At 58.2% G+C, this 25,882-nt stretch carries 26 protein-coding genes and 1 tRNA gene; 8 read left to right on the top strand and 19 right to left on the bottom strand.

The features are described from left to right. Positions 1 to 73 precede the first annotated feature (73 nt). From IB250_RS13035 to IB250_RS13025, 3 genes are all read right to left on the bottom strand, one after another. Positions 74 to 736 carry a class I SAM-dependent methyltransferase gene (locus IB250_RS13035; protein WP_192344372.1) on the bottom strand — a complete coding sequence of 221 codons (663 nt, stop codon included), beginning with the start codon at positions 734 to 736 and terminating at the stop codon, positions 74 to 76. Positions 737 to 809: 73 nt separating this feature from the next. Next, entirely contained in the window at positions 810 to 2,459 is a 1,650-nt protein-coding gene (locus IB250_RS13030) for a phosphoethanolamine transferase (protein WP_192344371.1), read from the bottom strand. 326 nt (positions 2,460 to 2,785) lie between these two features. Further along, the gene (locus tag IB250_RS13025) at positions 2,786 to 4,168 is read right to left on the bottom strand and encodes a glutamine synthetase family protein (RefSeq protein ID WP_192344370.1); all 1,383 of its coding nucleotides are present in this window, start codon (positions 4,166 to 4,168) and stop codon (positions 2,786 to 2,788) included. 515 nt (positions 4,169 to 4,683) lie between these two features. On the opposite strand from IB250_RS13025, the gene IB250_RS13020 reads away from it, so the two are divergent. From IB250_RS13020 to IB250_RS13010, 3 genes are all read left to right on the top strand, one after another. Continuing rightward, positions 4,684 to 5,868, top strand: a complete 1,185-nt coding sequence (locus IB250_RS13020; protein WP_192344369.1) for a cyanate transporter — start codon at positions 4,684 to 4,686, stop codon at positions 5,866 to 5,868. A gap of 15 nt (positions 5,869 to 5,883) precedes the next feature. Beyond that, positions 5,884 to 6,831 (top strand): DMT family transporter, encoded by a 948-nt coding sequence (locus IB250_RS13015; protein ID WP_192344368.1) that lies wholly within the window; start codon positions 5,884 to 5,886, stop codon positions 6,829 to 6,831. Between the two features lie 147 nt (positions 6,832 to 6,978). Further along, positions 6,979 to 7,914 (top strand): LysR family transcriptional regulator, encoded by a 936-nt coding sequence (locus IB250_RS13010; RefSeq protein ID WP_192344367.1) that lies wholly within the window; start codon positions 6,979 to 6,981, stop codon positions 7,912 to 7,914. Between the two features lie 3 nt (positions 7,915 to 7,917). Here the strand turns inward: IB250_RS13010 and IB250_RS13005 are convergent, their stop codons facing one another. From IB250_RS13005 to dapA, 8 genes are all read right to left on the bottom strand, one after another. Continuing rightward, positions 7,918 to 8,283, bottom strand: a complete 366-nt coding sequence (locus IB250_RS13005) for a 5-carboxymethyl-2-hydroxymuconate Delta-isomerase (protein ID WP_192344366.1) — start codon at positions 8,281 to 8,283, stop codon at positions 7,918 to 7,920. Positions 8,284 to 8,340: 57 nt separating this feature from the next. Beyond that, positions 8,341 to 9,267 carry a LysR family transcriptional regulator gene (locus IB250_RS13000; protein WP_192344365.1) on the bottom strand — a complete coding sequence of 309 codons (927 nt, stop codon included), beginning with the start codon at positions 9,265 to 9,267 and terminating at the stop codon, positions 8,341 to 8,343. Between the two features lie 164 nt (positions 9,268 to 9,431). Next, positions 9,432 to 9,623, bottom strand: coding sequence for a YegP family protein (locus tag IB250_RS12995; RefSeq protein ID WP_008074435.1), 192 nt, complete (start codon positions 9,621 to 9,623; stop codon positions 9,432 to 9,434). A 333-nt stretch (positions 9,624 to 9,956) separates the two neighbouring features. Continuing rightward, positions 9,957 to 10,046 (bottom strand) — tRNA-Ser (locus tag IB250_RS12990). Positions 10,047 to 10,129: 83 nt separating this feature from the next. Then, a complete protein-coding gene (gene purC, locus IB250_RS12985; protein ID WP_007898671.1) occupies positions 10,130 to 10,843 on the bottom strand; it encodes a phosphoribosylaminoimidazolesuccinocarboxamide synthase in 714 nt (237 codons plus the stop codon). A 28-nt stretch (positions 10,844 to 10,871) separates the two neighbouring features. Then, a complete protein-coding gene (locus IB250_RS12980) occupies positions 10,872 to 11,630 on the bottom strand; it encodes an MBL fold metallo-hydrolase (RefSeq protein ID WP_007898669.1) in 759 nt (252 codons plus the stop codon). A 4-nt stretch (positions 11,631 to 11,634) separates the two neighbouring features. Next, entirely contained in the window at positions 11,635 to 12,750 is a 1,116-nt protein-coding gene (gene bamC, locus IB250_RS12975; protein ID WP_008074465.1) for an outer membrane protein assembly factor BamC, read from the bottom strand. 17 nt (positions 12,751 to 12,767) lie between these two features. After that, a complete protein-coding gene (gene dapA / locus IB250_RS12970) occupies positions 12,768 to 13,646 on the bottom strand; it encodes a 4-hydroxy-tetrahydrodipicolinate synthase (protein ID WP_030132650.1) in 879 nt (292 codons plus the stop codon). Between the two features lie 326 nt (positions 13,647 to 13,972). On the opposite strand from dapA, the gene IB250_RS12965 reads away from it, so the two are divergent. Together IB250_RS12965 and IB250_RS12960 are read left to right on the top strand one after the other, a co-directional pair. Beyond that, a complete protein-coding gene (locus tag IB250_RS12965; protein ID WP_007898662.1) occupies positions 13,973 to 14,533 on the top strand; it encodes a glycine cleavage system protein R in 561 nt (186 codons plus the stop codon). Between the two features lie 10 nt (positions 14,534 to 14,543). After that, the gene (locus tag IB250_RS12960; RefSeq protein WP_008074467.1) at positions 14,544 to 15,017 is read left to right on the top strand and encodes a peroxiredoxin; all 474 of its coding nucleotides are present in this window, start codon (positions 14,544 to 14,546) and stop codon (positions 15,015 to 15,017) included. Positions 15,018 to 15,143: 126 nt separating this feature from the next. On the opposite strand, the gene IB250_RS12955 is transcribed toward IB250_RS12960, so the two are convergent. Both IB250_RS12955 and IB250_RS12950 read right to left on the bottom strand, forming a co-directional pair. Beyond that, positions 15,144 to 16,214, bottom strand: a complete 1,071-nt coding sequence (locus tag IB250_RS12955) for an AI-2E family transporter (RefSeq protein WP_192344364.1) — start codon at positions 16,212 to 16,214, stop codon at positions 15,144 to 15,146. Between the two features lie 31 nt (positions 16,215 to 16,245). After that, a complete protein-coding gene (locus IB250_RS12950) occupies positions 16,246 to 16,485 on the bottom strand; it encodes a sulfurtransferase TusA family protein (RefSeq protein WP_007898654.1) in 240 nt (79 codons plus the stop codon). A gap of 97 nt (positions 16,486 to 16,582) precedes the next feature. On the opposite strand from IB250_RS12950, the gene IB250_RS12945 reads away from it, so the two are divergent. After that, the gene (locus IB250_RS12945) at positions 16,583 to 18,016 is read left to right on the top strand and encodes a M48 family metalloprotease (protein WP_192344363.1); all 1,434 of its coding nucleotides are present in this window, start codon (positions 16,583 to 16,585) and stop codon (positions 18,014 to 18,016) included. 77 nt (positions 18,017 to 18,093) lie between these two features. Here IB250_RS12945 and IB250_RS12940 read toward each other — a convergent pair whose 3' ends face one another. From IB250_RS12940 to rpoE, 4 genes are all read right to left on the bottom strand, one after another. Next, a complete protein-coding gene (locus IB250_RS12940) occupies positions 18,094 to 19,524 on the bottom strand; it encodes a DegQ family serine endoprotease (protein WP_192344362.1) in 1,431 nt (476 codons plus the stop codon). A 247-nt stretch (positions 19,525 to 19,771) separates the two neighbouring features. Then, the gene (locus tag IB250_RS12935) at positions 19,772 to 20,734 is read right to left on the bottom strand and encodes a MucB/RseB C-terminal domain-containing protein (RefSeq protein ID WP_192344361.1); all 963 of its coding nucleotides are present in this window, start codon (positions 20,732 to 20,734) and stop codon (positions 19,772 to 19,774) included. 8 nt (positions 20,735 to 20,742) lie between these two features. Next, on the bottom strand, positions 20,743 to 21,330 hold the full coding sequence (locus IB250_RS12930; RefSeq protein WP_192344360.1) for a sigma-E factor negative regulatory protein: 588 nt from the start codon (positions 21,328 to 21,330) through the stop codon (positions 20,743 to 20,745). A 30-nt stretch (positions 21,331 to 21,360) separates the two neighbouring features. Continuing rightward, positions 21,361 to 21,942 (bottom strand): RNA polymerase sigma factor RpoE, encoded by a 582-nt coding sequence (gene rpoE, locus IB250_RS12925; RefSeq protein ID WP_003172477.1) that lies wholly within the window; start codon positions 21,940 to 21,942, stop codon positions 21,361 to 21,363. A 557-nt stretch (positions 21,943 to 22,499) separates the two neighbouring features. Between rpoE and nadB the strand changes: the two genes are divergently transcribed. Further along, entirely contained in the window at positions 22,500 to 24,116 is a 1,617-nt protein-coding gene (gene nadB / locus IB250_RS12920) for an L-aspartate oxidase (protein WP_008074472.1), read from the top strand. On the opposite strand, the gene IB250_RS12915 is transcribed toward nadB, so the two are convergent. Then, positions 24,085 to 24,537 carry a protein YgfX gene (locus IB250_RS12915; protein ID WP_192344359.1) on the bottom strand — a complete coding sequence of 151 codons (453 nt, stop codon included), beginning with the start codon at positions 24,535 to 24,537 and terminating at the stop codon, positions 24,085 to 24,087. The two genes, nadB and IB250_RS12915, sit on opposite strands and share 32 nt — an antisense overlap. Continuing rightward, positions 24,521 to 24,775 carry a succinate dehydrogenase assembly factor 2 gene (locus IB250_RS12910; RefSeq protein ID WP_007898624.1) on the bottom strand — a complete coding sequence of 85 codons (255 nt, stop codon included), beginning with the start codon at positions 24,773 to 24,775 and terminating at the stop codon, positions 24,521 to 24,523. Before IB250_RS12910 ends, IB250_RS12915 begins: the two co-directional genes overlap by 17 nt. 148 nt (positions 24,776 to 24,923) lie before the next feature. Between IB250_RS12910 and IB250_RS12905 the strand changes: the two genes are divergently transcribed. After that, positions 24,924 to 25,865, top strand: a complete 942-nt coding sequence (locus IB250_RS12905) for a YgfZ/GcvT domain-containing protein (protein ID WP_192344358.1) — start codon at positions 24,924 to 24,926, stop codon at positions 25,863 to 25,865. Positions 25,866 to 25,882: the final 17 nt, after the last annotated feature.

Genomic DNA, 25,882 nt, shown 5'->3' with positions numbered 1-25,882 from the left:
TCCGCGCCTCCACTGAACAAGAGCTTTAGCGAAAATACCTGCTGGATCGCAAGAATTGTCTGACAGGAGGGAGCTAGCTGGTCTTACGCAGCACGTAGACCCGCATTCGCGCGCAACCCGGCAAGAAGTCCTGATGGCTGAGCAAGCGGAACCCCGCCTGCCTGAACTCGGCCTCAAGCTCGGCCTTGCTCGCCTGTGGCTGGACGTGTGCACCTTCCACACCCGATCGGCGCAGCGTGAAATGCGCATTGACTCGCACCGCCACAATCACCGTATCGCGACTGACCCGATGGAACTCGCCCAGCAGGGCCAACCGATGCTCAGGACTGGCGATATGTTGAAACAATTGCATGCAAAAAATGCAGTCCACTGCGTTCGCCGACAAACCGATCGTGAAGGCCGAACTCTGAAAGGTCTTGACCCGTTCCAGCAGGGGTTGCGGATGGTGGGTACGGGCATGATCGAGCATGTCCTGAGACGGATCGGTCGCAAGAATCACCCGATTCGCATGCTCGGCCAGTATCGACCAGAAGCGCCCGACACCGCAGGCTACATCAAGAATCAATCCCGGTTCGCCAGCAACCTGAAGCGCATTACGCACCAGTTGCTCGTCGCGCCAGAACGTCAAACGCCCCGCCAGCCCACGCGGTCGCGACTGAAGACAGACGCGGGCGTGTTCCTGATCATAGCGCCGGGCGAACTCAAGTTCGATGGCGGATGGGGGCAGCGCGGACATGTGCAAGGGCTCTTGTTGGAATATTGACTGGCGGCAGGTTAACGACTGGCGCGTGAAAAAAAGGTCGACGGACTCATTTTTTGGCCAGCACACCGTCAATCACTGCGCCGCGGCAGCCGGCAAACATGTCCAGCCCCGGGTCGTAGACCTTGCTGTTGACCTCCAGCAGGCCAAGCATGGAATGGAACAGGTTGTCCTGGCTCAAGGGTTTTTCGCGACTCAATTGCAGGCAATGAGTGTCCACCGAGAACGATTTTTGATAGCTGTCGGAAAACCACGCCAGCATCGCTACATGCTTCTGTTGTTCCGGCGCCAGCATGTAAGGCGTGCCATGAAGGAACAGGTTGTATTCGCCCAGGGATTCGCCGTGGTCCGACAGATAGAGCATGGCGGTATCGACTTTGTCCTGATTACTGCGCAACAGATCGATCAGGGTCGACAGCACATGGTCGGTGTACACCAACGTGTTGTCGTAGCCATTGACGATACTTTCGCGGCTGCAATTGTTCAGTGCATTGCTTTCACACACCGGGGTGAAGTGTTCGTACTCTTTGGGGTAGCGCTTGAAGTATTCCGGACCGTGACTGCCCATTTGGTGCAGTACCAGCACGGTGTCTTTATCCAGGGTGTCGATGAAGTGCTGCAAACCTTGCAGGAGAATTTCATCGCGGCACTCGCTATTGGCACACAACGCCGGGTCTTTCAGGTTACTCACGTCGTCGACAGTGACCCGATCGCAAGTACCTTTGCAGCCCGACTGATTATCCCGCCAGATCACCTCGAGACCGGCGTGCTTGAGCACATCCAGCAGACCTTCCTCGTTCTTCGCCTTGCTGGCGTTGTAATCCTTGCGACCCATGTTGGAGAACATGCAGGGCACCGACACGGCCGTTTCCGTGCCGCAAGAATGCACATCGGTGAAGGCAATCAGGCCGGTTTCCTTATCCAGTTGGGGGGTGGTGTCGCGGTTATAACCCAGGATGCCGAAGTTCTCGGCCCGGGCACTTTCACCCACCACCAGTACCGTCAGGGATTTACGGCCATGGGTTTGCCAGACCGGGTTTTTCTCGGCATCTTCACCGAGTTTGACAAAGGGTTGCCGGGCAGAAACGACTTGCTCGCGCAGATAACCGAGCGAGGCACCGATGTAGTTGCTTGGCACCACCATCAGGCGCAATTCATGGTGATTGCGAAACAACGACGACAAGCCTTGATAGTTGACCAGGGCGACACCGCCGATCACCGCAACCGATGCGACACTCACCAGCACTTTACTTAATAACTCACGGTGCCAACGGCGGTAATTAACCGGCGTCTTCCACAACAACCACGACGGTAGAACTCCGAGAAACACAATATAAACAAACAACTTCACGGACAGTAAGTCACGCACTTCTGTGGCATTGGTTTCTGCGAAGTTACGAAACATACCGGCGTCGATCAACACACCGTATTGGCTCATGAAATAGGCCACGCCGGCACTGACCAAAAAGATCAGCGTCAACACGGGTTTCATCACAGATCGAAACGCCAGCAAGGTCAGCACAATGTTGAAGGCCGCCAGGATCATTACCCCGAATGCAACACGCATGACGATGCCTTGACCGTCTGCCACGGTGATAACGAACAAGTGTTGCCAGAGCACTGAATTGAACCCAGCCAATAAAAAGGCGCTGGCAATCAACGTCACCCATTCGGGGCGCACGGCTTTTAACTTCAACATGATGATCGGCTGTTCCTGAAAGAAGTGCCCGCGGCAAATGTGAAAATTTCATTTACCGCGACAACACAAATCTTAAGCAGCCAACCATCAATTTTTCGTGAAAAAGAAGCCAACGATTAGTTGGCTCATGGCATTAGGTCCAAACTTTCAACAATGAAGGCTGGTGTCCTGTCTCACCAATACGTTCCTCTTTTGACGAGTGGCTGTTGCCGTCAGGCAAGGCGCCGCGACGAGTCATAGCCCGCTATGGCGAGGAGCGGCAACGCAGCATGACGGCAACAGACGCCGTCAAAAAGGAACAGTATTGGCGAGACAGGACACTAAATTCAGGCTTGATGCAGATACCAGCGCCAATCCTGCTCACCGACTTCGCCCATGAACTGCCGGTATTCGGCACGTTTCACCGCCAGATACACGCCAAGAAACTCACTGCCGAATGCTTCCCGCGCCCAGTTCGAAGCTTCCAGTGCTCGCAACGTGGTCAACCAGTCAGTCGGCAACAACTCCGTGGCCTGGGCGTACCCATTGCCCTCGACCGGTGCACCAGAATCCATCTGCTCGCGGATGCCGCGATGAATCCCGGCCAGGATCGCCGCAGCCGCCAGGTACGGGTTGGCGTCGGCACCACAGATGCGGTGCTCGATATGCCGGGAGAATGCCGGCCCACCGGGCACCCGCAAACTCACGGTGCGGTTGTCCACCCCCCAAGTGGCCGCCAGTGGTGCGTAGCTGTTGGTCTGGAAACGACGGTACGAGTTGGCGTTCGGACAGAACAGCAGCAACGAATCCAGCAACGTGCTGAGCATTCCGCCGACCGCTTGTTTAAGCAGCGGCGTGCCGTCCGGGGCTTCGCTGGCGAACAGGTTATTGCCCTCCTTGTCCGCCAGGCTGACGTGCATGTGCATGCCGGTGCCGGCCAGATCATCAAAAGGCTTGGCCATGAAACAGGCCGCCATCCCATGCTTGTGGGCCACGCCCTTGACCAATCGTTTGTAGCGCACCGCTTCGTCCATCGCCTGCAAAGCATCGGCGCGGTGTTCGAGGGTGATTTCCACCTGCCCCGGCGCGTATTCGGAAATCGCCGTGCGCGCCGGAATGCCCTGCAGCTTGCAGGCGCTGTAGAGGTCGACCAAAAACGGCTCTATTTGCTCCAACTCACGCAAACCATAGACCTGAGTCCCACATGGCCGCCCACCATCGACATCCCGCGCCGGCTGCGGCCGACCGTTGCTGTCGCGCTGCTGATCCAGCAAATAGAACTCCAGCTCCGCCGCCATCACCGGGTAATAACCGTCGGCCTGCAAGCCTTCGATGACCTTGGCCAGCAGGTGCCGTGGATCGGCGATAGTCGCGGGCATGCCCTCTTTTGGATGCATGCTGACCTGCACCGCCGCCGTGGGAATCAATCGCCACGGCATACGCTGCAAACTGCCGCTGATCGGGTAAGCCCGGCAATCGATATCACCGACGTCCCAGACCAGCCCGGAATTTTCCACGTCATCGCCATTGATGGTCAGACCCAGAATGGTACTCGGCAGCGGCCGCCCGCTCTCGTACACCGCCAGCAGTTCATCGCGATGCAGCAACTTGCCCCGTGGCACACCGTTGTTGTCGAGGATGAACAGCTCGAACATCTCGATATCCGGATTGTGTTCCAGGAAGGACAGGGCTTCTTCTTTCGTGGCGAAGGATGTCGTGGCACAGCTCATGGGAATTCTCGTCTATCCGCGTCAGGCAAACGCACAGGCGCCGCCGGTTTGATCCCGGCGCACAGCGCGGGACCTGTCAGAACAATCAGCGGGACAGGCAAGAATCCGGCGGGCGGGCGTGGCGGCAGTGCCACAATGCCCAGAAGGCCAGTTTGGAAGGGAGTGCGACCGGACAACCGTCCATAGAGAAGACCGCAGAAAACAGATGACCAGCAGCGTCACACGGGTGGTTAAGTCGTTAAATCGGGATTTAAAGAACTTTGGATGTGGACAGACTAAACAATCAATTTCCCAAACGCCCTCCATCCCTGTGGGAGCGGGCTTGCCCGCGATGACGGATTTACATTTAACTAAGATGTTGACTGATCTACCGCTATCGCGGGCAAGCCCGCTCCCACAGGAATTTTGGGGGTGCGATACAGCTATTTAATTTCTAAATACCACTCCAGACTTTCTGATTTGCCGCCTCCGGGGCTCGCGCGCCTAATCGGCGCCTTGTTCCTGAAGGTCCGATTATGGAAAACGTTCGCGCAACCTCCCGTCCTGCCTTCTGGCTGATGTTCGGCATCATTCTTGTCGCCCTGAACCTGCGTCCGTCCATGGCCGCTGTCGGTCCTTTGCTATCAGCCATTCGCGGTGATATCCCGCTGAGTTTCAGCCTGGCCTCGCTCCTGACAATGTTGCCAGTCATGGCCATGGGACTGGCGATGTTCTTCGGTATCGGCGTCAGTCAGCGGCTGGGCGAGCAACGCACCGTGGTGCTGTCGCTGCTGATCATCGGCCTGGCCACGGTGTCGCGGCTGTTTCTTGATTCGGCGGCGGAACTGATCTTGAGTGCCGTGTTGGCTGGCATCGGCATTGCGTTGATCCAGGCGATAATGCCCACCCTGATCAAGTCCCGTTTCAGCGACAACGTTTCCGTGTGCATGGGCCTCTACGTGACGTCGATCATGGGCGGGGCGGCAATTGCCGCGTCGTTTGCGCCGCTGGTGATGACCCGCACCGACAGTTGGCGAGTGGGTTTGGCGATCTGGGCGGCGCTGGCGCTGGTGGCGTTGCTGTTCTGGTGCGCTCAACGCTCGGGAATGCCGACGCGGGATGCCAGATCATCAGGCAAAGAATCCTTTTTCACCCATTCCCGCGCCTGGTTGCTCGCGATCTTCTTCGGCCTCGGCACCGCGTCCTACACCTGTGTGCTGGCTTGGCTGGCGCCGTACTACGTGGAAAAAGGCTGGAGCGAACAACAGGCCGGTTTGTTGCTGGGCTTTTTGACGGCCATGGAAGTGTTGTCGGGTCTATTGGTTCCCGCCATCGCCAACCGCAGCCGAGACCGGCGCTTGGTTCTGGTGGTGTTACTGGCGCTGATCATGGCCGGTTTCTGCGGGCTGATTCTGAGCCCGCAACACCTGAGCCTGTTGTGGCCCTGCCTTCTCGGACTGGGCATCGGCGGGCTGTTCCCGATGAGTCTGATCGTGTCGCTGGATCATCTGGACAATCCCCAGCGCGCGGGCGGGCTGACTGCCTTCGTGCAGGGCATCGGTTACCTGATTGCCGGCCTCTCGCCGTTGATGGCCGGGATAATTCGCGATCAGTTGGGCAGTTTCGAATGGGCCTGGTGGTCACTGACCGGCGTCATGGCATTGATGATCCTGATGGCTCTGCGATTCGATCCGCGGCATTACGCCAAATACGTTAACTGACCAGGAAGCCCCAATATGAAACGCACAGGTTTTGCTGCGGCTCACGTCGGCATGCTGCTCTGGGCCCTATTGATTGCCGTCTCGTTTTCCGCGGCAGCCCAAGTCAGCCAGGCCATCGACCCGATTCTGCTGACCGGTTTGCGCTTGCTGTTTTGCGCCCTGGTGTTTTTTCCCCTGCTGATGTTCAAGGGCGACACCGCCATGAACATCCAGGGACTGCTCGGCCATGCGGTGCTCGGTATGCTGCTGGCGCTGTATTTCGGCTCGTTGTTCGAAGCGCTGCGCTACACCTCGGCTGTGAGCACCGGAACGATGTTCACTCTGGTGCCGTTGCTGACGCTGCTGTTCGAAGCCTTCCTGATGCCCGACAGCAGCCTGAAACAACGCGTATTACCTATGCTGACTGCCGCAGCGGGTGCCGTGCTGCTGGTGTTGAAAGGTGCTGGCCCCGGCGAACTGCCGTCGCTGTATGCGGTGTCGGTGTACGGGGTCGGTTGTTTGGCAATGGCGCTCTACTCACCCCTGAGCCAACGGCTCAAGGCCAATAGCCTCAAGGGGCGCGGCCCGGTGGGCATGACCTTCTGGAACATGCTGTTCGGCGCGCTGTTTCTATTGGCGTTCTGTGGGTTCAGCGGCGGCTGGCGATCGGCGTCATTGCTGACCGCGAGCGATTTTTGGTGGTTAATGTACCTGGCATTGTTCGCCACCTTGGCGACGTTCTGGCTGCTGCATCGCGCCATTGGCGTCATCGCTCCCTCCTCGGTCATTTCCTACATCTACCTGAGCACTCTGTTCATCACGCTGTTCCACTGGTTCTGGCTACACCAGTCGCCCCTCCCCCTGGAAATCATCGGTGCATTACTGGTGGGCATCGGCATGTTGGCGCTGCTAACATCCAGCCGCCACGCGATCCCCGCGCATCAATCAGCGGTAAAGGCCTCTGGCCAGCTTTCTGGGGATTGAATTCAGAGGTCGTGTTCATAACATTTTCTGTCCCACAACTGACCATGAAAAATCCTACAAGGCATTCTCTTGGCACCATCGTTCCGTTAGGATCGTTCGCACACGTTTGCGCACAATCAGCGCAAGGAGCACAGCGAGACAGAACGGATGCTGAACAGTAACTTGCTTAGAAAGCTCGACATGCAGGACCTCATGGTGTTTGTCGCCGTGTATGAGCAAAGCAGCGTCACCGGTGTGTCGGAGGCGCTCTGCGTCAGCCAGTCCACCGTGAGTTACTGCCTGAAAAAACTGCGCACCAGTTTCGAAGACGAGTTATTCATCAATACCCGTATGGGTATGCGCCCCACCTACAAAGCCAGCACCATGCATACCCATGTGCTGAAAATCCTCGAAAGCATCAACCTGTGTCACGCCGGAGCTCCGACGTTCGACCCGACCTTGCAACCAGTCACCTTCAATATCTGCGCGCCGGAGTACTTCGAGCAGTTGATCCTGCCGCGCCTGTTGAAGAGCTTCGATTTCGCCGACCTGCCAGTAATGGTCAACATGCACAAGTTCGAAACCGACATCCCGGCCGAAGAACTGCGCGACGGCAGTCTCGACCTGGTGATCTGTTTCGGCCCGAATTTTCATCGCAGCCACACCGATTTCAACTCCAGGAGGCTTCTGGAAGATGATCTGGTGTGTGTCTTCGACAAACGCGCCACGCCGCTGGAACCGCGCTTGAGCCTGCAAGCATTCACTCAACGCCGGCACGTGTTCCCGACGCCCTGGACATCTACCACCAATATGGTCGACGGCTGGCTTGCTCAACAGGCCCACAAACGACAGATAGTCGCGCGTTCCAACAGTTATAGCGCGGCGCTGAAGATGATCACCGGCACCGATTTCATCCTGACCCTGCCCCGACGCATCCAGCAATTGCTGGCCAACGAGGCAATCTTCAATCACTGCGAAGCGCCCAACGGCTTGCCGGGCTTCACCCTGGACATGCAGTGGAGTCAAAGCGTCGATCAGGACAGCGCCAACACCTGGCTACGCGAGCAAGTGATCAAAGCCTGCGCCGAGCAGGAGATGGCCTGAAACTCAGTGGCCGATGGTGGTCTTGGTGTAGGACTCTCGATCGATGTCGAGGATTTCCACGCACAGCTGGACCTCAACTTCTGTCGGCCACTCACACACATCCTGCACCACGGCCAGCAGGCTTTCAGATAACTGCTTTTTGATCTCCGGTGAACGACCGCTCAACAGCGCCAGTTTCACATGCACAAACCCCCGCTCGCCCAGTGCCGTGCCCACCCTGAAAGTCTCGACCTTCACGGCACGAGACTTGATATCGAACTCAGCACCGAACTGGCCGGACGCGACTAACGCGTTGTTGAGTCGCATCAACGCCAGATCGGCATTCAACTCGGGCAAGTTGGCGGTGTATTCCATGTGCAGGTGGGGCATGACGGGGCTCCTGAAGATTGGCAGAAAGGTCGTACATATAACACAGAGCCGCCCTGTTCACTGGGACGGCGCAAGAGTCGCACGCTCACTCATGAACGCCTCCAGACGCGAGCGCAGCCAGCGTTCGGCCGGATCGCTGTCGACATGACTGAGCCAGACCATGGACAGGTCCAGGGTGGGCGTCTTGAACGGAAACGGCTCCTTGAACAGTTGGCCGGACGCGGCCATCGCTTCAGCCGTGTAATCCGGCAGGCTGGCGATCAGATCGGTACCGGCGAGCAAGGCCGGCAACGAGCTGTACTGCGGAACGGACAGCACTACCTGGCGTGTACGACCGATCTCCGCCAGCCATTCATCGGCGTAGCCACTGACATTCGCGGTATGGGACACCAGCACGTGCGGCCGCGAGCAATATTCATCGAGGGTCAGCGGTGTGTCCGAGGCGTCTGCGCGCAAAATACTGGGCTGGATGTGCCGCAGCAATTTGCGCTTGGCGTTGGCGGGCAGGCCGCGGGTCTGACTGATACCAACGGTGATATCACCAGACGCCAGCAGGTCGGGAATGCGCCAGTAGTCGACATGCTGAACCACAAACACCACCTTCGGCGCTTCCTGGCGCAAAGCACGCAGCAATGGCGGCAACAGGCCGAACTCGACATCGTCCGACAGCCCGATGCGAAACGTCATGGTGCTGCTGAGCGGATCAAAATCATGGGTCAGGCTCAAGGCCACCGACAGCGAGTCCAACGCCGGTGACAGGTGCTGAATAATCTCCTCGGCCCGCGCCGTCGGCTCCATGCGATGGCCGACCCGAATGAACAGCGGATCATTGAACATCGTCCGCAAGCGGTTCAGCGCCGCACTGATGGTCGGCTGACCGAGGAACAGTTTCTCCGCCACCCGTGTGACGTTGCGTTCGAGCATCAATGTCTCGAATACCACCATCAGGTTGATATCGGCCTTGCGCAGTTCATTGCGATTCATCTGTTGCACCCCGATCCCAGACGGCGGACAGTTTAGGGAGGTGTTGCGATCGGCGTCTATGCAGGTTGGCAAATGACCCGATCCCTAAAAATCCAGGGCACTTATACGAGCGTTCGGAAAAAAAAAGAAGCTGCTCTGACTGAGCAGCTTCACCACCCTGGAGTCTATATCTCCTTGACCGGGGTCTGATCATGAGTCCCTTTGATCAAACTGATGGCATGCACGCAATCAGACTTGTTGACGTAAGCCTCCCCACTGGCAATCGTTTCATGGTTCCCCGCCCGCAAACGCCAGCGCCATTGGCCCTTGCCAGTTTGTGCGATACCACGGGTTTGCCTGTAAATCTCAAAATACATTGATCGCTCCTTGCGACTGCTGATTACGACAGGTCAGTGACCTGCAGAACCAGAGTAGATGAGGAATTTTTGCGGCAATGTCTTTCAATGTGAGGGGATATTTCGAAGATAACTTCTTGATTCACGAAGCGATCAACAAATACAGGGGGTGGTAATTAAAGCGACTCAGTGGAGGTACTTTTCTCGGGAACAGGCATATTTTTCTTACGCTGTTGGGCTGATTTATCCGACGCTGAAAAGCTGAGGCAAACGCAGTGAAAGTGGCCGGTCGGAAAAATCCGCGTAAACGAAAAAGCCCCGTAGATTTTCATCTACGGGGCTTTTTCTATGTAATGGCGGAGAGATAGGGATTCGAACCCTAGGTACCGGTGAAGGTACAACGGATTTCGAATCCGTCCCATTCGGCCACTCTGGCATCTCTCCAACGGCGCGCATCATAACAACACTTTTGCCGGAAGCGAACCCCCTAAGCGAAATTTTTCCGTGCTATCAGATGCTTGCGTCGATTAAAGCGGTACGCCCAGACGGTTGGCGACTTCTTCGTAAGCTTCGATGACGTCACCGAGGCCCTGACGGAAGCGGTCCTTGTCCATTTTCTTGCCGGTGGCCTTGTCCCACAGACGGCAGCCGTCCGGGCTGAACTCGTCGCCCAGGACGATGGAGCCGTCGGAGAACACGCCGAATTCCAGTTTGAAGTCGACCAGCAGCAGGCCGGCGTCGTCGAACAGTTTGCTCAGGACTTCGTTGACCTTGAGCGACAGTTCTTTCATGCGAACCAGTTGCTCGGCGGTGCCCCAACCGAATGCCACGACGTGGGATTCGTTGATGAACGGGTCGCCCTTGGCGTCGTCCTTCAGGAACAGTTCGAAGGTGTAAGGGTTGAGCTTCATGCCTTCTTCGACGCCCAGGCGCTTGACCAGGCTGCCGGCGGCGTAGTTACGCACGACGCACTCGACCGGGATCATGTCGAGCTTCTTCACCAGGCATTCGTTGTCGCCCAGCAGTTTGTCGAATTGAGTCGGCACGCCGGCTGCTTCGAGTTTCTGCATGATGAAGGCGTTGAACTTGTTGTTCACCATGCCTTTGCGGTCGAGCTGCTCGATGCGCTTGCCGTCGAACGCCGAGGTGTCGTTGCGAAACAGCAGGATCAAGCGGTCAGCGTCATCGGTCTTGTAAACCGATTTGGCTTTGCCGCGGTAGAGTTCTTCACGTTTTTCCATGATGGGCTCCGCTTGCTAAGTAGGTGGGCTAGGCGATATGTCGCCAGTCGAGCCCTGAATCTTGATCGGCCAGTTGCAGCCAGTCCGGGTCGCACCCGAGGGTGTCGACAAAACATTGCCGGGCCAGCTGCGGCAGGTTGTTCTTGCTGCTCAGATGGGCCAGGACCAGGTGTTGCAGGCCTTGCCAGCCCAACTCGGCCACCAGGAATGCCGCCTGATGGTTGTTCAAATGTCCCAATTCACCGCCCACCCGTTGCTTGAGAAAGTACGGGTAGTGACCGCGAGCCAGCATGTCACGGCAATGATTGGACTCGATCATCAATGCATCGAGGTCCCGGTAGCCGTCCAGCACCTTGTTGCAATATGAGCCCAGGTCGGTCAACAGGCCGAAACGCCGCTGACCGTCGCTGAAGACATACTGCGTCGGCTCCTGTGCATCATGGGCCACGGCAATGACGCCGATGCTCAGGTTACCGATTTGCAGTTGCTCGCCGCCAGCCAGAAAGCCTGCGGGTTCAATCGGTTTGCGCATCCCGCGCAGGGTCCCGCGACTGAGGTAGACAGGCAGATTGTAACGCCGAGACAGCAAACCCACGCCATGCACGTGATCGGCATGTTCGTGGGTCACGAGTATCGCGCTCAGCTGCGAAGGGTTCACACCCAGTCGCAGCAGGCGTTTTTCGGTTTCTCGCAGGGAGAAACCACAATCCACCAGTACATACGTGTCGTCGCTGGCTATCAGCGTGCCGTTCCCTTGGCTACCGCTGCCGAGAACGGCAAAACGCATGTGATCAGCCCAGGTTGTCCTGAATCACGCTCAACACTTTACGCGCCACGTCTGCTGGCGCCACGGTGTTGATGTTTTTCTCGACGGTTACCTGGACGTTCTCGCCAACCTTGCTCAGGCGAACCTGATAACGCTCGGCGCGGGCTTCAACTTCTTCCTTGTCCGGCTTGCTGCCGAACAGACCGCTGAAGAAACCTGGTTTCTCGTCCTTTTTCTCGGCTTTTTCGGCGAGGTTGATGTAGTACAGGCCCAGGCTGCGGTTGATGTCTTCAACACGCCATTCGCCCTGTTCCAGCGCACGACCGACACTCGACCAGGCACGATCCAGGTCGGAACCGACGTTGAGCACCGGGTTGCCGCTGCCATCTTCGGTCAGGCTGACACGACTTGGCGTATCGAAATCACGAGAGGCCAGCATGGAGACCGAACCGCCCTTCTCCGAGGTGCGGCTCATGCTTGCCAGCATGTCGTCGACCAGTGCTGCGTCCAGGCCGGTGTTAACCGAACGATTGGTGAAATCCACATTGGCGGTGCTGCCGGCAGGACGCTCGGCGCTGACCACGTAGACTTCACTGGTGTTGCGCTGCACGCCTGGTTCGATACGCACCCGCACACGGCTTTCACTGTCGGCGCCGACACCGGCTGCGCTCAGGCGCTTGGCCATTGCTGCGGACAGTTCGTCGGAACGCTGCCAGGTGGTGGTGAATTCGCCGGTTTGCGGGCGTTGCTCGTCCAGACGGAAACCGTTGTCCTGGAAGAACTGCACGGCCACGGGCCAGACTTCAGCCGGTGGGTGCTGGGCCATGACCCAACGCGAATCGCCGCTCTTCTGCAGGGTGTAGTCGCTGGCATCAGCCGCGGCCGACAACGGCTGCGGACGAGGCACGATGTATTCGCCCTTGGCGGTGTCGTCAGCCACGTTGCGCGGGATCGGCAACAACGGATCCAGACGCTTGGCAGTGCTGACGTCCGGTGGCAGTTGCATCGGTGCAGTCTGTTGCGCTTCCAGGTAGTCGCTACCACGGTCACGGAAATAACCTTCCGGGCCCCAGATCCATCCGCAGCCACTGGTGCTGGAGATAATCAAGGCAAGTGCGGAAAGTCCGGCCAATCGCTTCATGCGTAGTACTTCCTCAATTAAACCAGGACGCCGGACTGGCGCATGGCCTGCCGCAGCGGTTCGTGACAGGCAGCGCTGAGCCAGGTGAGCGGCAGACGGATACCGTCCGGCATCAAGCCCATTTCATGCAGTGCCCATTTCACGGGGATAGGGTTGGATTCGATAAACAGGGTTTTATTGAGCGGCATCAGCTTTTCATGGATCGCCCGGGCTTTGACGGCATCACCGGCCATGGCCGCGGCACACAACTCGCTCATGGCGCGCGGTGCGACGTTGGCGGTCACCGAAATATTGCCCTTGCCGCCGAGCAGCATCAGCTCGACCGCGGTCGCGTCGTCACCGGAATACACCAGGAAGTCGCTGCTTACGCCGGCCAGGATGTCCTTGGCGCGCTGCAGGTCGCCCGTGGCTTCCTTGATGCCGATGATGTTCTTCACGGTCGACAGGCGGATCACCGTCTCGGCCTGCATGTCGCAGGCGGTACGGCCCGGCACGTTGTAAAGGATCTGCGGGATGTCGACGGCTTCGGCGATTGCTTTGAAGTGCAAGTACAGGCCTTCTTGCGTCGGCTTGTTGTAATAAGGGGTTACCAGCAGGCACGCGTCGGCGCCGGCGTTCTTCGCGTTGGTCGTCAGTTCGATCGCTTCGCGCGTCGAATTGGCGCCCGTACCGGCGATCACCGGAATACGCCCTGCAACCTGGGCAACCACGCGACGAATCACTTCGATGTGCTCGTTCACGTCAAGCGTGGCCGACTCACCTGTAGTGCCGACCGCCACGATGGCGTTGGTGCCCTCTTGCAGGTGGAAGTCCACCAGTTTGCTCAGGCTGTCCCAGTCGAGACGACCCTGTGCATCCATGGGTGTGACCAGTGCCACCATACTGCCCGCAATCATGCAACCGCTCCTGCCGGAAAAAGAGAGCGGTAATGGTACTGGCGCCAAGATGCTTGTACAAGCGAAGTACTGCGCTGCTGCCATTCCCCTTGGCGCTGCTTTTCGCTACCCTTCAGACTTTGATCGGTACTGATAAGCTCGTACGCCGTGTTCCAGCCTCCATTTTCGGCATCACAAGCCCCGATCCAGCGTTGCCACCCCTCGCTCTCGCCACTCTGGAGCACGTCGCAACCTTCGGCCGGGTTTTCTGAATTCGCATCCGCAGGCTCGTCCCGGTAAAAAAAGCCCTTAAAAGTATCGACCGCTCATCGCTTTAGGAATGCTGCATGTCCACCCCCACAGTTCGCGAACAATTCCTTGTCATCAGTGCCCTCGGCGCCAACCCCATGGAGCTGACTAACGTCCTGTGCCGCGCCAGCCATGAAAACCGCTGCGCCGTGGTCACCTCCCGCCTGACGCGTCATGGTGAATGCAGTGCGTTGATCCTTGAAATCTCGGGCAGCTGGGACGCCCTGGCGCGCCTCGAAGGCAGCCTGCCCGTGCTGGCCAAACGGCACGCCTTCACCGTTAACGTGGTTCGCAGCGCGGCCCTGGAGAACCGTCCCCAGGCCCTGCCATACGTTGCCTACGTCAGCTCGGCCTACCGTCCGGACATCATCAACGAGCTGTGCCAGTTCTTCATGGATCACAATGTCGAACTGGAAAACCTGACCTGCGACACCTATCAGGCTCCGCAGACCGGCGGCACCATGCTTAACGCCACGTTCACCGTGACCTTGCCGGCCGGCACCCAGATCAGCTGGTTGCGTGACCAGTTCCTGGATTTTGCCGACGCCATGAATCTGGACGCACTGATTGAACCGTGGCGCCCACAAAACCCAATGTAAGGAAGCTTTCATGGCCGTAGCCATCGACCAACCGGTTGCCGACTTCGAAGCACCCGCCACCAGCGGGCAATCCGTCAGCCTCGCGGGCCTCAAAGGCAAGCAAGTGGTGATTTACTTCTATCCGAAGGACAGCACGCCAGGCTGCACCACCCAGGGCCAGGGTTTTCGTGATCAGCTCGATGCCTTTAAAGCCGCCAATACCGAAGTTTTCGGCGTGTCTCGCGACAGTCTGAAATCCCATGAGAACTTCAAGGCCAAGCAGGCGTTCACCTTCGAGCTGATCAGCGACAAGGAAGAAGCGCTGTGCCAGCAATTCGACGTGATCAAGCTGAAAAAGCTCTACGGCAAGGAATACATGGGCGTTGATCGCAGCACGTTCCTGATCGACAAGAACGGAGTACTGCGTCAGGAATGGCGCGGCGTGAAGGTGCCGGGGCATGTGGATGCGGTTTTGGCTGCTGCTCAGGCCCTCAATAAAGCCTGATTCATCTAGTGCCCGTTCGGACGCCATCGCGAGCAAGCTCGCTCCCACAGGATTTGTGCAAATCTTGTGGGACCGAGCCTGCTCGGGATGAGGCCATCAGCCTCACCGCATAACCAGTACTGACCGTTAAAGCAGCGGCGCCACCATCGGTTCCTTGCGCGGCCAGGCATCCAGCACAGCCTTGAACAGCGTCGCCAGGGGAATCGCAAAGAACACACCCCAAAAGCCCCACAACCCACCAAACAACAGCACCGCGCAAATGATCGCCACCGGGTGCAGGTTGACCGCTTCCGAGAACAGCAGCGGCACCAGCACGTTGCCGTCCAGTGTCTGGATGATCCCGTAGACCGCCATCAAATAGATGAACTGATCGCTCCAGCCCCACTGGAACAGTGCAATCAGCAGCACTGGCACGGTCACCACCACCGCCCCGACGTAAGGCACCACCACCGACACACCCACCAGCAACGCCAGCAGCGCCGAATAGTTGAGCCCCAGCGCCACGAACGCGATGTAGGTCACGCCACCGCAAATGAAGATTTCGATGACCTTGCCGCGAATGTAATTGGCGATCTGCCGGTTCATTTCCTGGGCGACCCGGGTGATCAGCGCCCGCTCGCGCGGCAGATAACCGCGGACCCACTGGCCGATCATCTCCCGGTCCTTGAGAAAGAAGAACACCAGGATCGGGACCAGCACCAGGTAGATCATGATGTTCACCAGCAGCGGCAGGCTCGACAGCGAGAATGTCAGCGCCCACTGGCCGAACTTGCCGATCTCGCCCCGTGCCACCTCGATCGCCTGCAGCACTTGCTCATCCGATACCAGATGCGGATAGCGCTCGGGCAGCAGCAACAGCAGCGACTGCCACTTGGCGAGCATGCCGGGCAATTCGTTGAACAGCGTGATCAATTGGTGCCAGAGCAGTGGTACCACGATGATGATAAAAACCAGCAACAACCCCATGAATAACGCGAAAACCAGCCCCACCGCCGCGCCCCCTGGCACGCGCAGGCGCTCGAGGGTCACTACCAGCCCCTGCATCAGATACGCCAGCACCATACCGGCCAGTACGGGCGCGAGCATTCCACCCAGGGTGAGCACCGCGGTAAATGCCAGAAACAGCAGCACCGCCAGCACCACGGCTTCTTCATCCGAGAAGTAGCGCTGAATCCAGTCGCGTAACACCTTGAACATCAATAATCCTTAGAAACGAACGCAGCAGGTTTCAGGCTTTTTTCAACCAATAACGGTAAACGCCCGCCTCATCTTCTTCACGAAGCAGCGTATGACCGGCCAATCGGGCAAAGGTGCGAAAGTCGCGCTGGGAACCTGCATCGGTGGCGATCACCTTGAGTACCGCACCGCTGGCCAGTCGGTTGAGTTCCAGTTTGGCTTTGAGCAACGGCAATGGGCAATTCAGACCGCTGGCGTCCAGTTCGGCGTCGTGGGTTACTGCGTCAGTCATTGAATCACTCCGGGGCGGGGGTTAAGCCGCTTAGAATATCTGGTCCCAAGCGTAGTGTCCGGCTACAGTAAGGTCTTTGTCGACTAAGGCTTTGTGCATGACTTTTTTGCGCCCTACCCTGCTGACGCTCGCTTGCCTGCTCGCCTCACCGGGCTTCGCCGACGACTTGCCGTCACTTGGTGACGCCAGTTCTGCCATCGTCTCGCCGCAACAGGAACACCAATTGGGCCGTGCCTGGCTGGCGCTGTTGCGCAGTCAGGTGTCGCAGCTCAACGATCCGCAGCTCAAGGATTACGTCGAATCCAGCGTCTACCGCTTGGTAGAAACCAGCCAGGTCAATGACCGGCGTCTGGAGTTCATCCTGATCAACAGCCCGCAGCTCAACGCTTTTGCCGCGCCGGGCGGAATTGTCGGCGTCAACGGTGGCTTGTTCCTCAATGCCCAGACCGAGGGTGAATATGCTTCGGTAATGGCCCACGAACTGGCTCACTTGTCGCAGCGTCACTTCGCCCGCGGTGTCGAAGCGTCGCAACGCATGCAAGTGCCCATGATGGCTGCGCTGCTGGCTGGCATCGTGATTGCCGCGGCCGGTGCAGGCGATGCAGGGATCGCGGCCATTGCCGGTACCCAGGCAGCGGCGATTCAGGAACAACGACGCTTCTCGCGCCAGAACGAACAGGAAGCCGACCGTATCGGCATCATGAATCTGGAAAAGGCCGGCTACGACCCGCGCTCGATGCCGACCATGTTCGAACGGCTGATGCGCCAATACCGCTTCGACGCCAAGCCACCAGAATTCCTGCTGACTCACCCGGTAACCGAATCGCGGATCGCCGACACCCGCAACCGCGCCGAACAGGCCAAACCAGGCGGTATCGAAGACAGCATGCGTTATCAGCTGATTCGCGCACGTGTGCAGCTGATCTATGAAGAAACCCCAGGCCTGGGCGCCAAGCGCTTCCGGGCCCAACTCGATGAAAACCCGAAAAATGACGTCGCGCGCTATGGCCTCGCGATCGCCCAGATCAAGGGCGGCCAGCTGAATGAGGCTCGGGAGAACCTCAAGCTGCTGCTGGCCAAATCGCCGAACGAGATCATCTACAACCTGGCGCAGGTCGATCTCGACATCACCAATAATCGTCTGCCCGATGCTCAATCACGGGTCGACCGGATGCTCACTCAATACCCCGGCAACTACCCGCTGAATCAGGTGCGCGTCGACCTGCTGCTCAAGCAGAATCGAGCGGTCGAAGCGGAAAAAGCACTGGAGACCCTGCTCAAGAGCCGACCCGATGATCCGGACGTCTGGTACATGGTGGCCGAGACTCGTGGCCTGTCGGGCAACATCATCGGTCTGCATCAGGCTCGTGCGGAGTACTTTGCGCTGGTCGGCGACTATCGCCAGGCGATCCAGCAACTGGACTTCGCCAAGCGCAAGGCTGGCACCAATTTCCCGCTGTCATCGCGCATCGACGCACGGCAACGTGAGTTGATGGAGCAGGAACGCATGGTCAAGGACATGATGGGCTGACCGCTTCAGAAACAAAAAATCCAGGTACAAAAAAACCGCCTCTTTCGAGGCGGTTTTTTATTCAGCCGACAACCGGTTTACTCAGCAAGTTTGAAGGTGATGAAGCTGGCGCGACCTTGACGCAGAACCCGCATCGACACCGAGCGGTTCTTCGGCAGTGCCTTGGCAATGTCCGTGAATTCCTTGGAGGAGCCGATTGCCTGGTTGTTCAGGTGAGTGATCACATCGCCTGGCTGCAAGCCGATCAGGGCAGCAGGACCGTCCTGTACTTCCTTGATCACCACACCACCCTTGAGGTCGAGGGTTTTCTTCTGCTCGTCGGTCAGCTCGACCACGGAAACACCCAGGCGATTGCTGCTGCGCTCGACGCTGGATTTAGGCAGGGCTTCCAGCTCTTTGCCTTCCTCAGGGATAGCGCCGACGGTCAGCTCGACATTCTTGCGTTTGCCTTCGCGAATCACTTCAAGATCGGCTTTCGAGCCAGCCTTCAGCGCGCCTACCAGGTGCGGCAGATCGGCGGACATGACGATCGGTTGACCATTCATGCTGAGGATCACGTCGCCCACTTGCAGACCACCCTTGGCAGCCGGACCGTCATCCTGGATCTGAGCCACCAGCGCACCGGCCGGCTTCTCGAGACCGAACGACTCGGCCAGATCCTTGTTCACTTCCTGGATCACTACACCCAACCAGCCACGACTGACTTTACCGCCGCTTTTCAGCTGATTGGAAACGTCCATTGCCACATCGATAGGGATCGCGAACGACACGCCCATGAAGCCGCCGGAACGGGTGTAGATCTGCGAGTTGATGCCGACCACTTCACCGGCCAGGTTGAACAGCGGACCACCGGAGTTACCCGGGTTGATCGGCACGTCGGTCTGGATGAACGGCACATAGTTTTCGTTCGGCAGGCTACGGCCGATGGCGCTGACGATACCTTGGGTTACCGTGTGATCAAAGCCAAACGGCGAACCGATGGCCACGACCCACTGACCGGCTTTCAGGTCCTGCGACTTGCCAAGCTTCAGAACCGGCAGGTCCTTGCCTTCGATTTTCAGCAAAGCGACGTCAGAGCGCGGATCGGTACCGATCAGCTTGGCTTTCAACTCACTGCGATCGGCGAGGCGCACGAGGATCTCGTCGGCATCGGCAATCACATGGTTGTTGGTCAGGATGTAACCGTCGGACGAAATGATAAAGCCCGAGCCCAGGGATTGCGCTTCACGCTGACGATCGCCACGGGGGGAACGCGGCTGCTGCGGCATGCCCCGTTCAAAGAACTCGCGCAGCATCGGCGGCAAGCCTTCAAGGTCAGGCATTTGCTCGCTGGACACCTTACGGTCCGGCAGCTTCTGGGTAGTACTGATGTTAACCACCGCGGGCGAGGCTTGCTCGACCAACTGCGTGAAGTCAGGCAACTCGACCGCTTGCGCAGCGACCGCCTGACCGAGCACCAGCACGGTGGCAAAAATGGAGAGATAAGACTTCAAGCGTGGTATCGACATACGGCTCCCGTTACGACGAGCATGGTTAAGCGATATGGAGCAAGGAACACCGGAAACGATACGCCGGTATTTTTGTTCCGGGAACAACAAACAAGGCCAGAGCCGAGGGGTTCTGACCTATAAAAAAAATTCGGGATATTTGCAAATGAAAATGCTCGGCAAAACATTTCGAGACATTAATGGCGCGACAGCCATTACCGATCCCCGCTCCAACCAGCCCCAGATAGGCGAGCACGGCTGACTCAACTCACTGCTTGCTGGTAGCCGCGGCATCGTTGCGCATGGACAGCGCAATCCGTTCGGCGGTGCCAATCGGTATTTCACCGACAACGGTCACCATCATCTCGCCTTGCGGTGTAGTCAATCGCCGGGAGACAGCAACGGTTGGCCCCAACTGGGTGCGCGTATCAGTGACTGTTGCGCCATTCAACGGCTCAAGGAATACCGAGAATCGGGCCAGACCGTCGTCGAACATCAGACTGTTGACCTGGGCTTTGGTCTCCGGGTCCTTGTGAGAGGTACTGCTGGTCAGCTCGAAACCTGGCGGTAACCAGTCCGAATGCCAGACCTGCGCAGTTTTGACGGCGGAAGCCTTGTCACTGTCGAGGGTAATGGTTTTGCAATCAGAACCTGCCTGCAAATCGCTGTCGGAAGGAACCTCGGCAGTGTCCAGTCGGGTGAACTGGAACCGCTCCAGCAGTTGCCCTTTATCATTGAGCAGCAATGACTTCAACGGCAAACCGGTTTCCTTGTCCAGATGCAGCTCAAAACCGTAACGATGCTGATCGCGAGGCTTTAACGACACGATCACCGCCGCACGCCCGGCCACACGCGACTTGCCAATGACGGCAAGGTCATACCAATTCTTTAGCTTTTGTGGATCGAGTGCCCGAGCGGTGGAGTTGGGTGAGTCCCCCAGCCCTGCTATCAGGGTGCCGCTCACGCATTGAGTATGCCCATCAATGCGCACGACTTCCTGTGCGGAGCCGTCGAGCTGGAGTAAACGCTCGCGGACCTTGCCATCCTGGACGCGATGCCAGATGTTATGGGTAGAGAAACTACCGTTACGCTCGTAGACGAAAGTACCGTGGAAGCTTTGCGTTTGCTCCGCCTGTCCCAGACGCTTCAGCCAGTCCTGGGCTTCATCGGCGTGGGCTGGAACAACAAACCAGCCGCTGAGCAGAAGCGTAAGTAGAGGTATGGCGCGCATGATCCTCCTTAACGGTTTTCCAGACTTGCTGCACGAGCGTAAGGCAGAGCGCTCTCAGTACCTTTCAATGCAGCCTGTTGAGCATGTTGGCGCAAGTAACCTGGCAGACGCTGATCGTGCCAGCCTGGCTGACCTTGCAATACGCCGTTGGCCATAGGGCCAGTGGTTTCCGAACTCTCATTGTAGCCTGCCAATACAGCGGGGCCCTTGACCTGAGGAGCGGTCAGACCCGGTTGACTGGATTGCTGGGCCAACTCGACACCGGCGATCTCGTCCTGGTTGTACAGACGAACACCCGCCAGCACGGCAACGGTCACCGAAGCAGCGACTGCCAGACGACCCAGGCTGCGCCATGGACCGCGAGAGGCTTTTGCCGGTACGGCTTCGTCAGCCAGCGCAGCAGAGACTGCTGCCGCGATGTCCAGACGAGGAAGCAACAAATCCTTGTGCATAACTGCCCGAGCGATCTGGTAACGAGCCCAGGTATCGCGGGTTTCAACATCGTCGAAGGCATTCAACACCCGACGCAATTCCAATTCGTCCGCTTCGTTATCCATCACTGCGGACAGCGATTCCTGCAGGGCTTCACGACTCATGGCGTTCCTCTCTTGGCTGTCGCCGCTGTCTCAGTTTTCCTGCAACAACGGCTGCAGGGCTTTATCGATGGCCTCCCGGGCGCGGAAAATCCGGGAGCGCACGGTACCCACCGGACACTGCATGACGCTGGCAATGTCCTCGTAACTCAGACCATCGAATTCACGTAAAGTTAAAGCCGTACGCAAATCTTCTGGCAGTTGCTGAATGGTTCGATGGACGGTGCCTTCGATCTCATCCCGCAGCAATGCACGTTCTGGCGACTCGAGATCCTTGAGGCCATGATCGCCGTCGTAGAACTCTGCATCCTCGGAACTGACATCGCTATCCGGCGGCCGGCGGCCGCGTGAAACCAGATAGTTTTTCGCCGTGTTGATGGCGATGCGGTAAAGCCACGTATAAAACGCGCTGTCTCCGCGAAAATTACCAAGTGCACGGTATGCCTTGATAAAGGCTTCCTGTGCGACATCCTGGGCTTCATGGGTGTCGTGCACGAAACGCACGATCAACCCGAGAATTTTGTGCTGGTATTTCAGCACTAGCAGATCGAAAGCTCGCTTGTCGCCGCGTTGAACGCGCTCGACCAGCTGCTGATCCTCTTCCTGGGTTAGCATGAACACTCCTCGATAAGCTCGAAGGAGGCTTGCATTACTGAACGACCAGACTTGCAAACATAGACTCGGGCTTTTCGCAAAAGTTCTCCCCCTCCAAGCAAGTTTCCTGCGGGCTCTGATTTGGCACGCACGAAAAGCGCAGCGCGGGATAACCCGGCTGCGCGAATAATCTTGTCATCGGATTCATCAGCAAGGACCCAATCGCAAGTCCTGCACCGAAGCCGACGCTGTCCCTTGTTTCAGGCAACCGTCTATTGATCTTGGGCCTTTGGCAAAAGTTCCATATTTATAGCTGCCCTAAACCGACATTGTGCAACCGTGAAGAGAAAAAGACTGTTAAATCCGCGATACAGTCCTCTTGTCGCCGAAGCCATCAAAAAAACTTCCGACGAAGTGTCCAGCCTTTTCCGTCACAGTAGTTTCACAATGCCATGCTGGCCCGGCTATTGTGCCGCTCCCCCCCTCTATATACTAGTGGGCTGTGTGGCTGTCTTGACTCGCCGATCCAGCTGTCTTGCGCCAACCCCGTCCCGGGTCGCTTTGAGCGGAATCCTGAAATGAGCCAACAGTTTCAACACGATGTTCTGGTAATTGGCAGCGGTGCTGCCGGCTTGAGCCTTGCGCTGACCTTGCCCGGTCATTTGCGCATCGCCGTATTGAGCAAAGGCGACCTCGCCAATGGCTCAACCTTCTGGGCCCAGGGTGGTGTCGCTGCCGTTCTGGATGACACCGACACTGTCGAGTCCCATGTCGATGACACCCTCAACGCCGGTGGTGGCCTGTGCCATGAAGATGCCGTGCGCTTTACGGTCGAGCACAGCAGAGAGGCGATTCAATGGCTGATCGACCAAGGCGTGCCCTTTACCCGCGATGAACAGTCCGGCACCGAAGATGGTGGTTTCGAGTTTCACCTGACCCGCGAAGGCGGTCACAGCCATCGGCGCATCATCCACGCAGCTGACGCAACGGGCGCAGCGATCTTCAGAACCCTGCTCGATCAGGCCAAGCAGCGCCCCAACATCGAACTGCTGGAGCAGCGGGTCGCGGTCGACCTGATCACCGAAAAGCGCCTGGGCCTTGAAGGCGACCGTTGCCTCGGCGCCTATGTGCTTAACCGCGGCACCGGTGAAGTCGACACCTACGGCGCACGCTTCGTGATCCTTGCCTCGGGCGGCGCGGCAAAAGTCTACCTCTATACCAGCAACCCCGACGGTGCTTGCGGTGATGGCATCGCCATGGCCTGGCGTTCGGGCTGTCGGGTGGCGAACCTGGAATTCAACCAGTTCCACCCCACCTGCCTTTATCATCCACAAGCCAAGAGTTTCCTGATCACCGAAGCCCTGCGCGGCGAAGGCGGCCATCTGAAGCTGCCCAATGGTGAACGCTTCATGCAGCGTTTCGACCCACGGGCCGAGCTGGCACCACGGGACATCGTTGCCCGCGCCATCGACCATGAGATGAAGCGCTTGGGTATTGACTGCGTCTATCTGGATATCAGCCATAAACCCGAAGATTTCATCAAGACGCACTTCCCGACGGTTTATGAACGCTGCCTGGAATTTTCCATCGACATCACCAAGCAACCGATCCCGGTGGTACCGGCGGCGCACTACACTTGCGGCGGCGTGATGGTCGATCAGCGGGGCCGCACCGATGTGCCGGGCCTGTATGCGATTGGCGAAACCAGCTTCACCGGCCTGCATGGCGCCAATCGCATGGCCAGCAACTCGCTGCTGGAGTGTTTCGTTTACGCTCGTTCGGCGGCGGCGGACATTCTTGAGCAGTTGCCAGAAGTATCGATTCCAACCGCCCTGCCCGTTTGGGATGCGAGCCAGGTCACCGATTCGGACGAAGACGTGATCATTGCGCACAACTGGGATGAACTGCGGCGATTCATGTGGGACTACGTCGGCATCGTGCGCACCAACAAGCGCCTGCAACGGGCTCAGCACCGGGTGCAACTGTTGCTGGACGAAATCGACGAGTTCTACAGTAACTACAAAGTCAGCCGGGATTTGATCGAACTGCGCAACCTGGCTCAGGTAGCAGACCTGATGATCCGGTCAGCCATGGAGCGCAAGGAAAGTCGCGGCCTGCATTACACCCTCGACTATCCGAACATGTTGCCGGTCGCCCTGGACACTATTCTGGTGCCGCCCACCTACGCCGACTGAACTTGAGTCGAACCCGCAGGCGTCGGTGCACATCCGCCGCCTGCGAATCGCGCGGCACACAGATCGCCCTGATCCGTCGCTCATCGCGCAGACGAAAACGCAGCACCACAATCAATGGCAACGCCAGACTGTCCGGCCGCAGCTGCACGGGCTGCCAACCTACCGCCTGATTCCACAACTGCCAACCATCGGCATCGCGACGCAAGCCGCGAAACGCCTGAGGGTGTGTCAGCAAAATCTGTCGCGGCAATGCCCAAACGCCATGAGCCAGACAGCAAAAAGCGCCGAGCAAACTGGCCCAGACCGGCATGGAAAGAAGAAACAACGAACCCAGCGCGAAAAGCTGGGCCAGAAGATACGCCGCCAGCAACTGCCGTGAGGCATGCCAGCGGCATTCGAACGCGTTACTTGGGCTGGACACGATCCAGGATCATGCGAACCATGCGCTGAAGCTCCGGATCTTCCGATTCGGCACGTTCCATGAACCAGCCGAACATGTCCTGATCTTCGCATTCGAGCAGCCTGACGTAGCACGCGCGATCGACCTCGTTGAGGTGCGGGTAAACTTCCTTCACAAACGGCACCAGCAACACGTCAAGCTCAAGCATGCCACGGCGGCTGTGCCAGTAGAGGCGATTCAGTTCAACATCTTCGACCATGGAGCGCTCCTCAAATAGGCGGCAAGTATACAGCCCCCGGCCCGCTCGAACAGTCGGCGTTGGTCGCCCCCATCGATCCTTTGTGAACTACCCATTTCATGGGCGCCCCCTTATGATGTCCCTCGGACTCTTTACCCTGCGATGACCCATGGCCGATTCTGCTTTTTTCTGCACCCTGTCTCACGAAGGCGTTCTCGCGGTACGCGGCGCGGATGCCGGCAAATTCCTGCAAGGCCAATTGACTTGCAACCTTAATTACCTGAGTGACACCCAGGCCAGCCTTGGCGCGCGCTGCACGCAGAAAGGCCGGATGCAGTCGAGTTTCCGCATTCTGCTCGAAGGCGATGGTGTGCTCATGGCGATGGCCAGCGAACTGCTGGAGCCGCAACTGGCGGACCTGAAAAAGTACGCGGTGTTCTCCAAATCGAAACTGACTGATGAAAGCGCCCTTTGGGCTCGCTTTGGCCTTGAGCATGGCGATGCAGCACTGGCCAGCCTGGGCCTGGAACTGCCGGCAGAAACCGACAGCGTCGTGCGCAATGACGGCCTGATCGTCCTTCGCGTCTCGCCGGATCGCGCTGAACTCTGGGTTCGCGCCGATCAGGCCGACGCCATCAAGGGCAAGCTGTCCGCTCTGTTGGCCGAAGGTGAGTTGAACCAATGGCTGCTGGGCCAGATCCGCGCCGGAATCGGCCAGGTCATGCCGAGCACCCGCGAGCTGTTCATTCCGCAGATGCTCAATCTGCAAGCCGTCGGTGGCGTGAGCTTCAAGAAAGGCTGCTACACCGGCCAGGAAATCGTCGCGCGCATGCAATACCTGGGCAAACTCAAGCGCCGTCTGTATCGCCTGCAGCTGGAAGCCAGCGAATTACCGGAGCCCGGTACCCAACTGTTCTCCCCGACCCACAACAGTTCGATCGGTGAAGTGGTGCTGGCCGCCCGCGCCGGGCAAAACATTGAACTCCTTGCCGTGCTGCAAGCCGAAGCGGCAGAAGATGGCAACCTGCACCTTGGCGCACTCGAAGGTCCGGGCCTGCATCTGCTCGACTTGCCTTACCAACTGGATCGCGATCGCGAAATCCAGCGTTAATAGCAGCACTTGTCGCA

This window comes from Pseudomonas sp. PDM09, from assembly GCF_014852305.1.
Classification (GTDB): Bacteria; Pseudomonadota; Gammaproteobacteria; order Pseudomonadales; family Pseudomonadaceae; genus Aquipseudomonas.
This window is presented reverse-complemented; position numbering and strand designations above follow the sequence as displayed.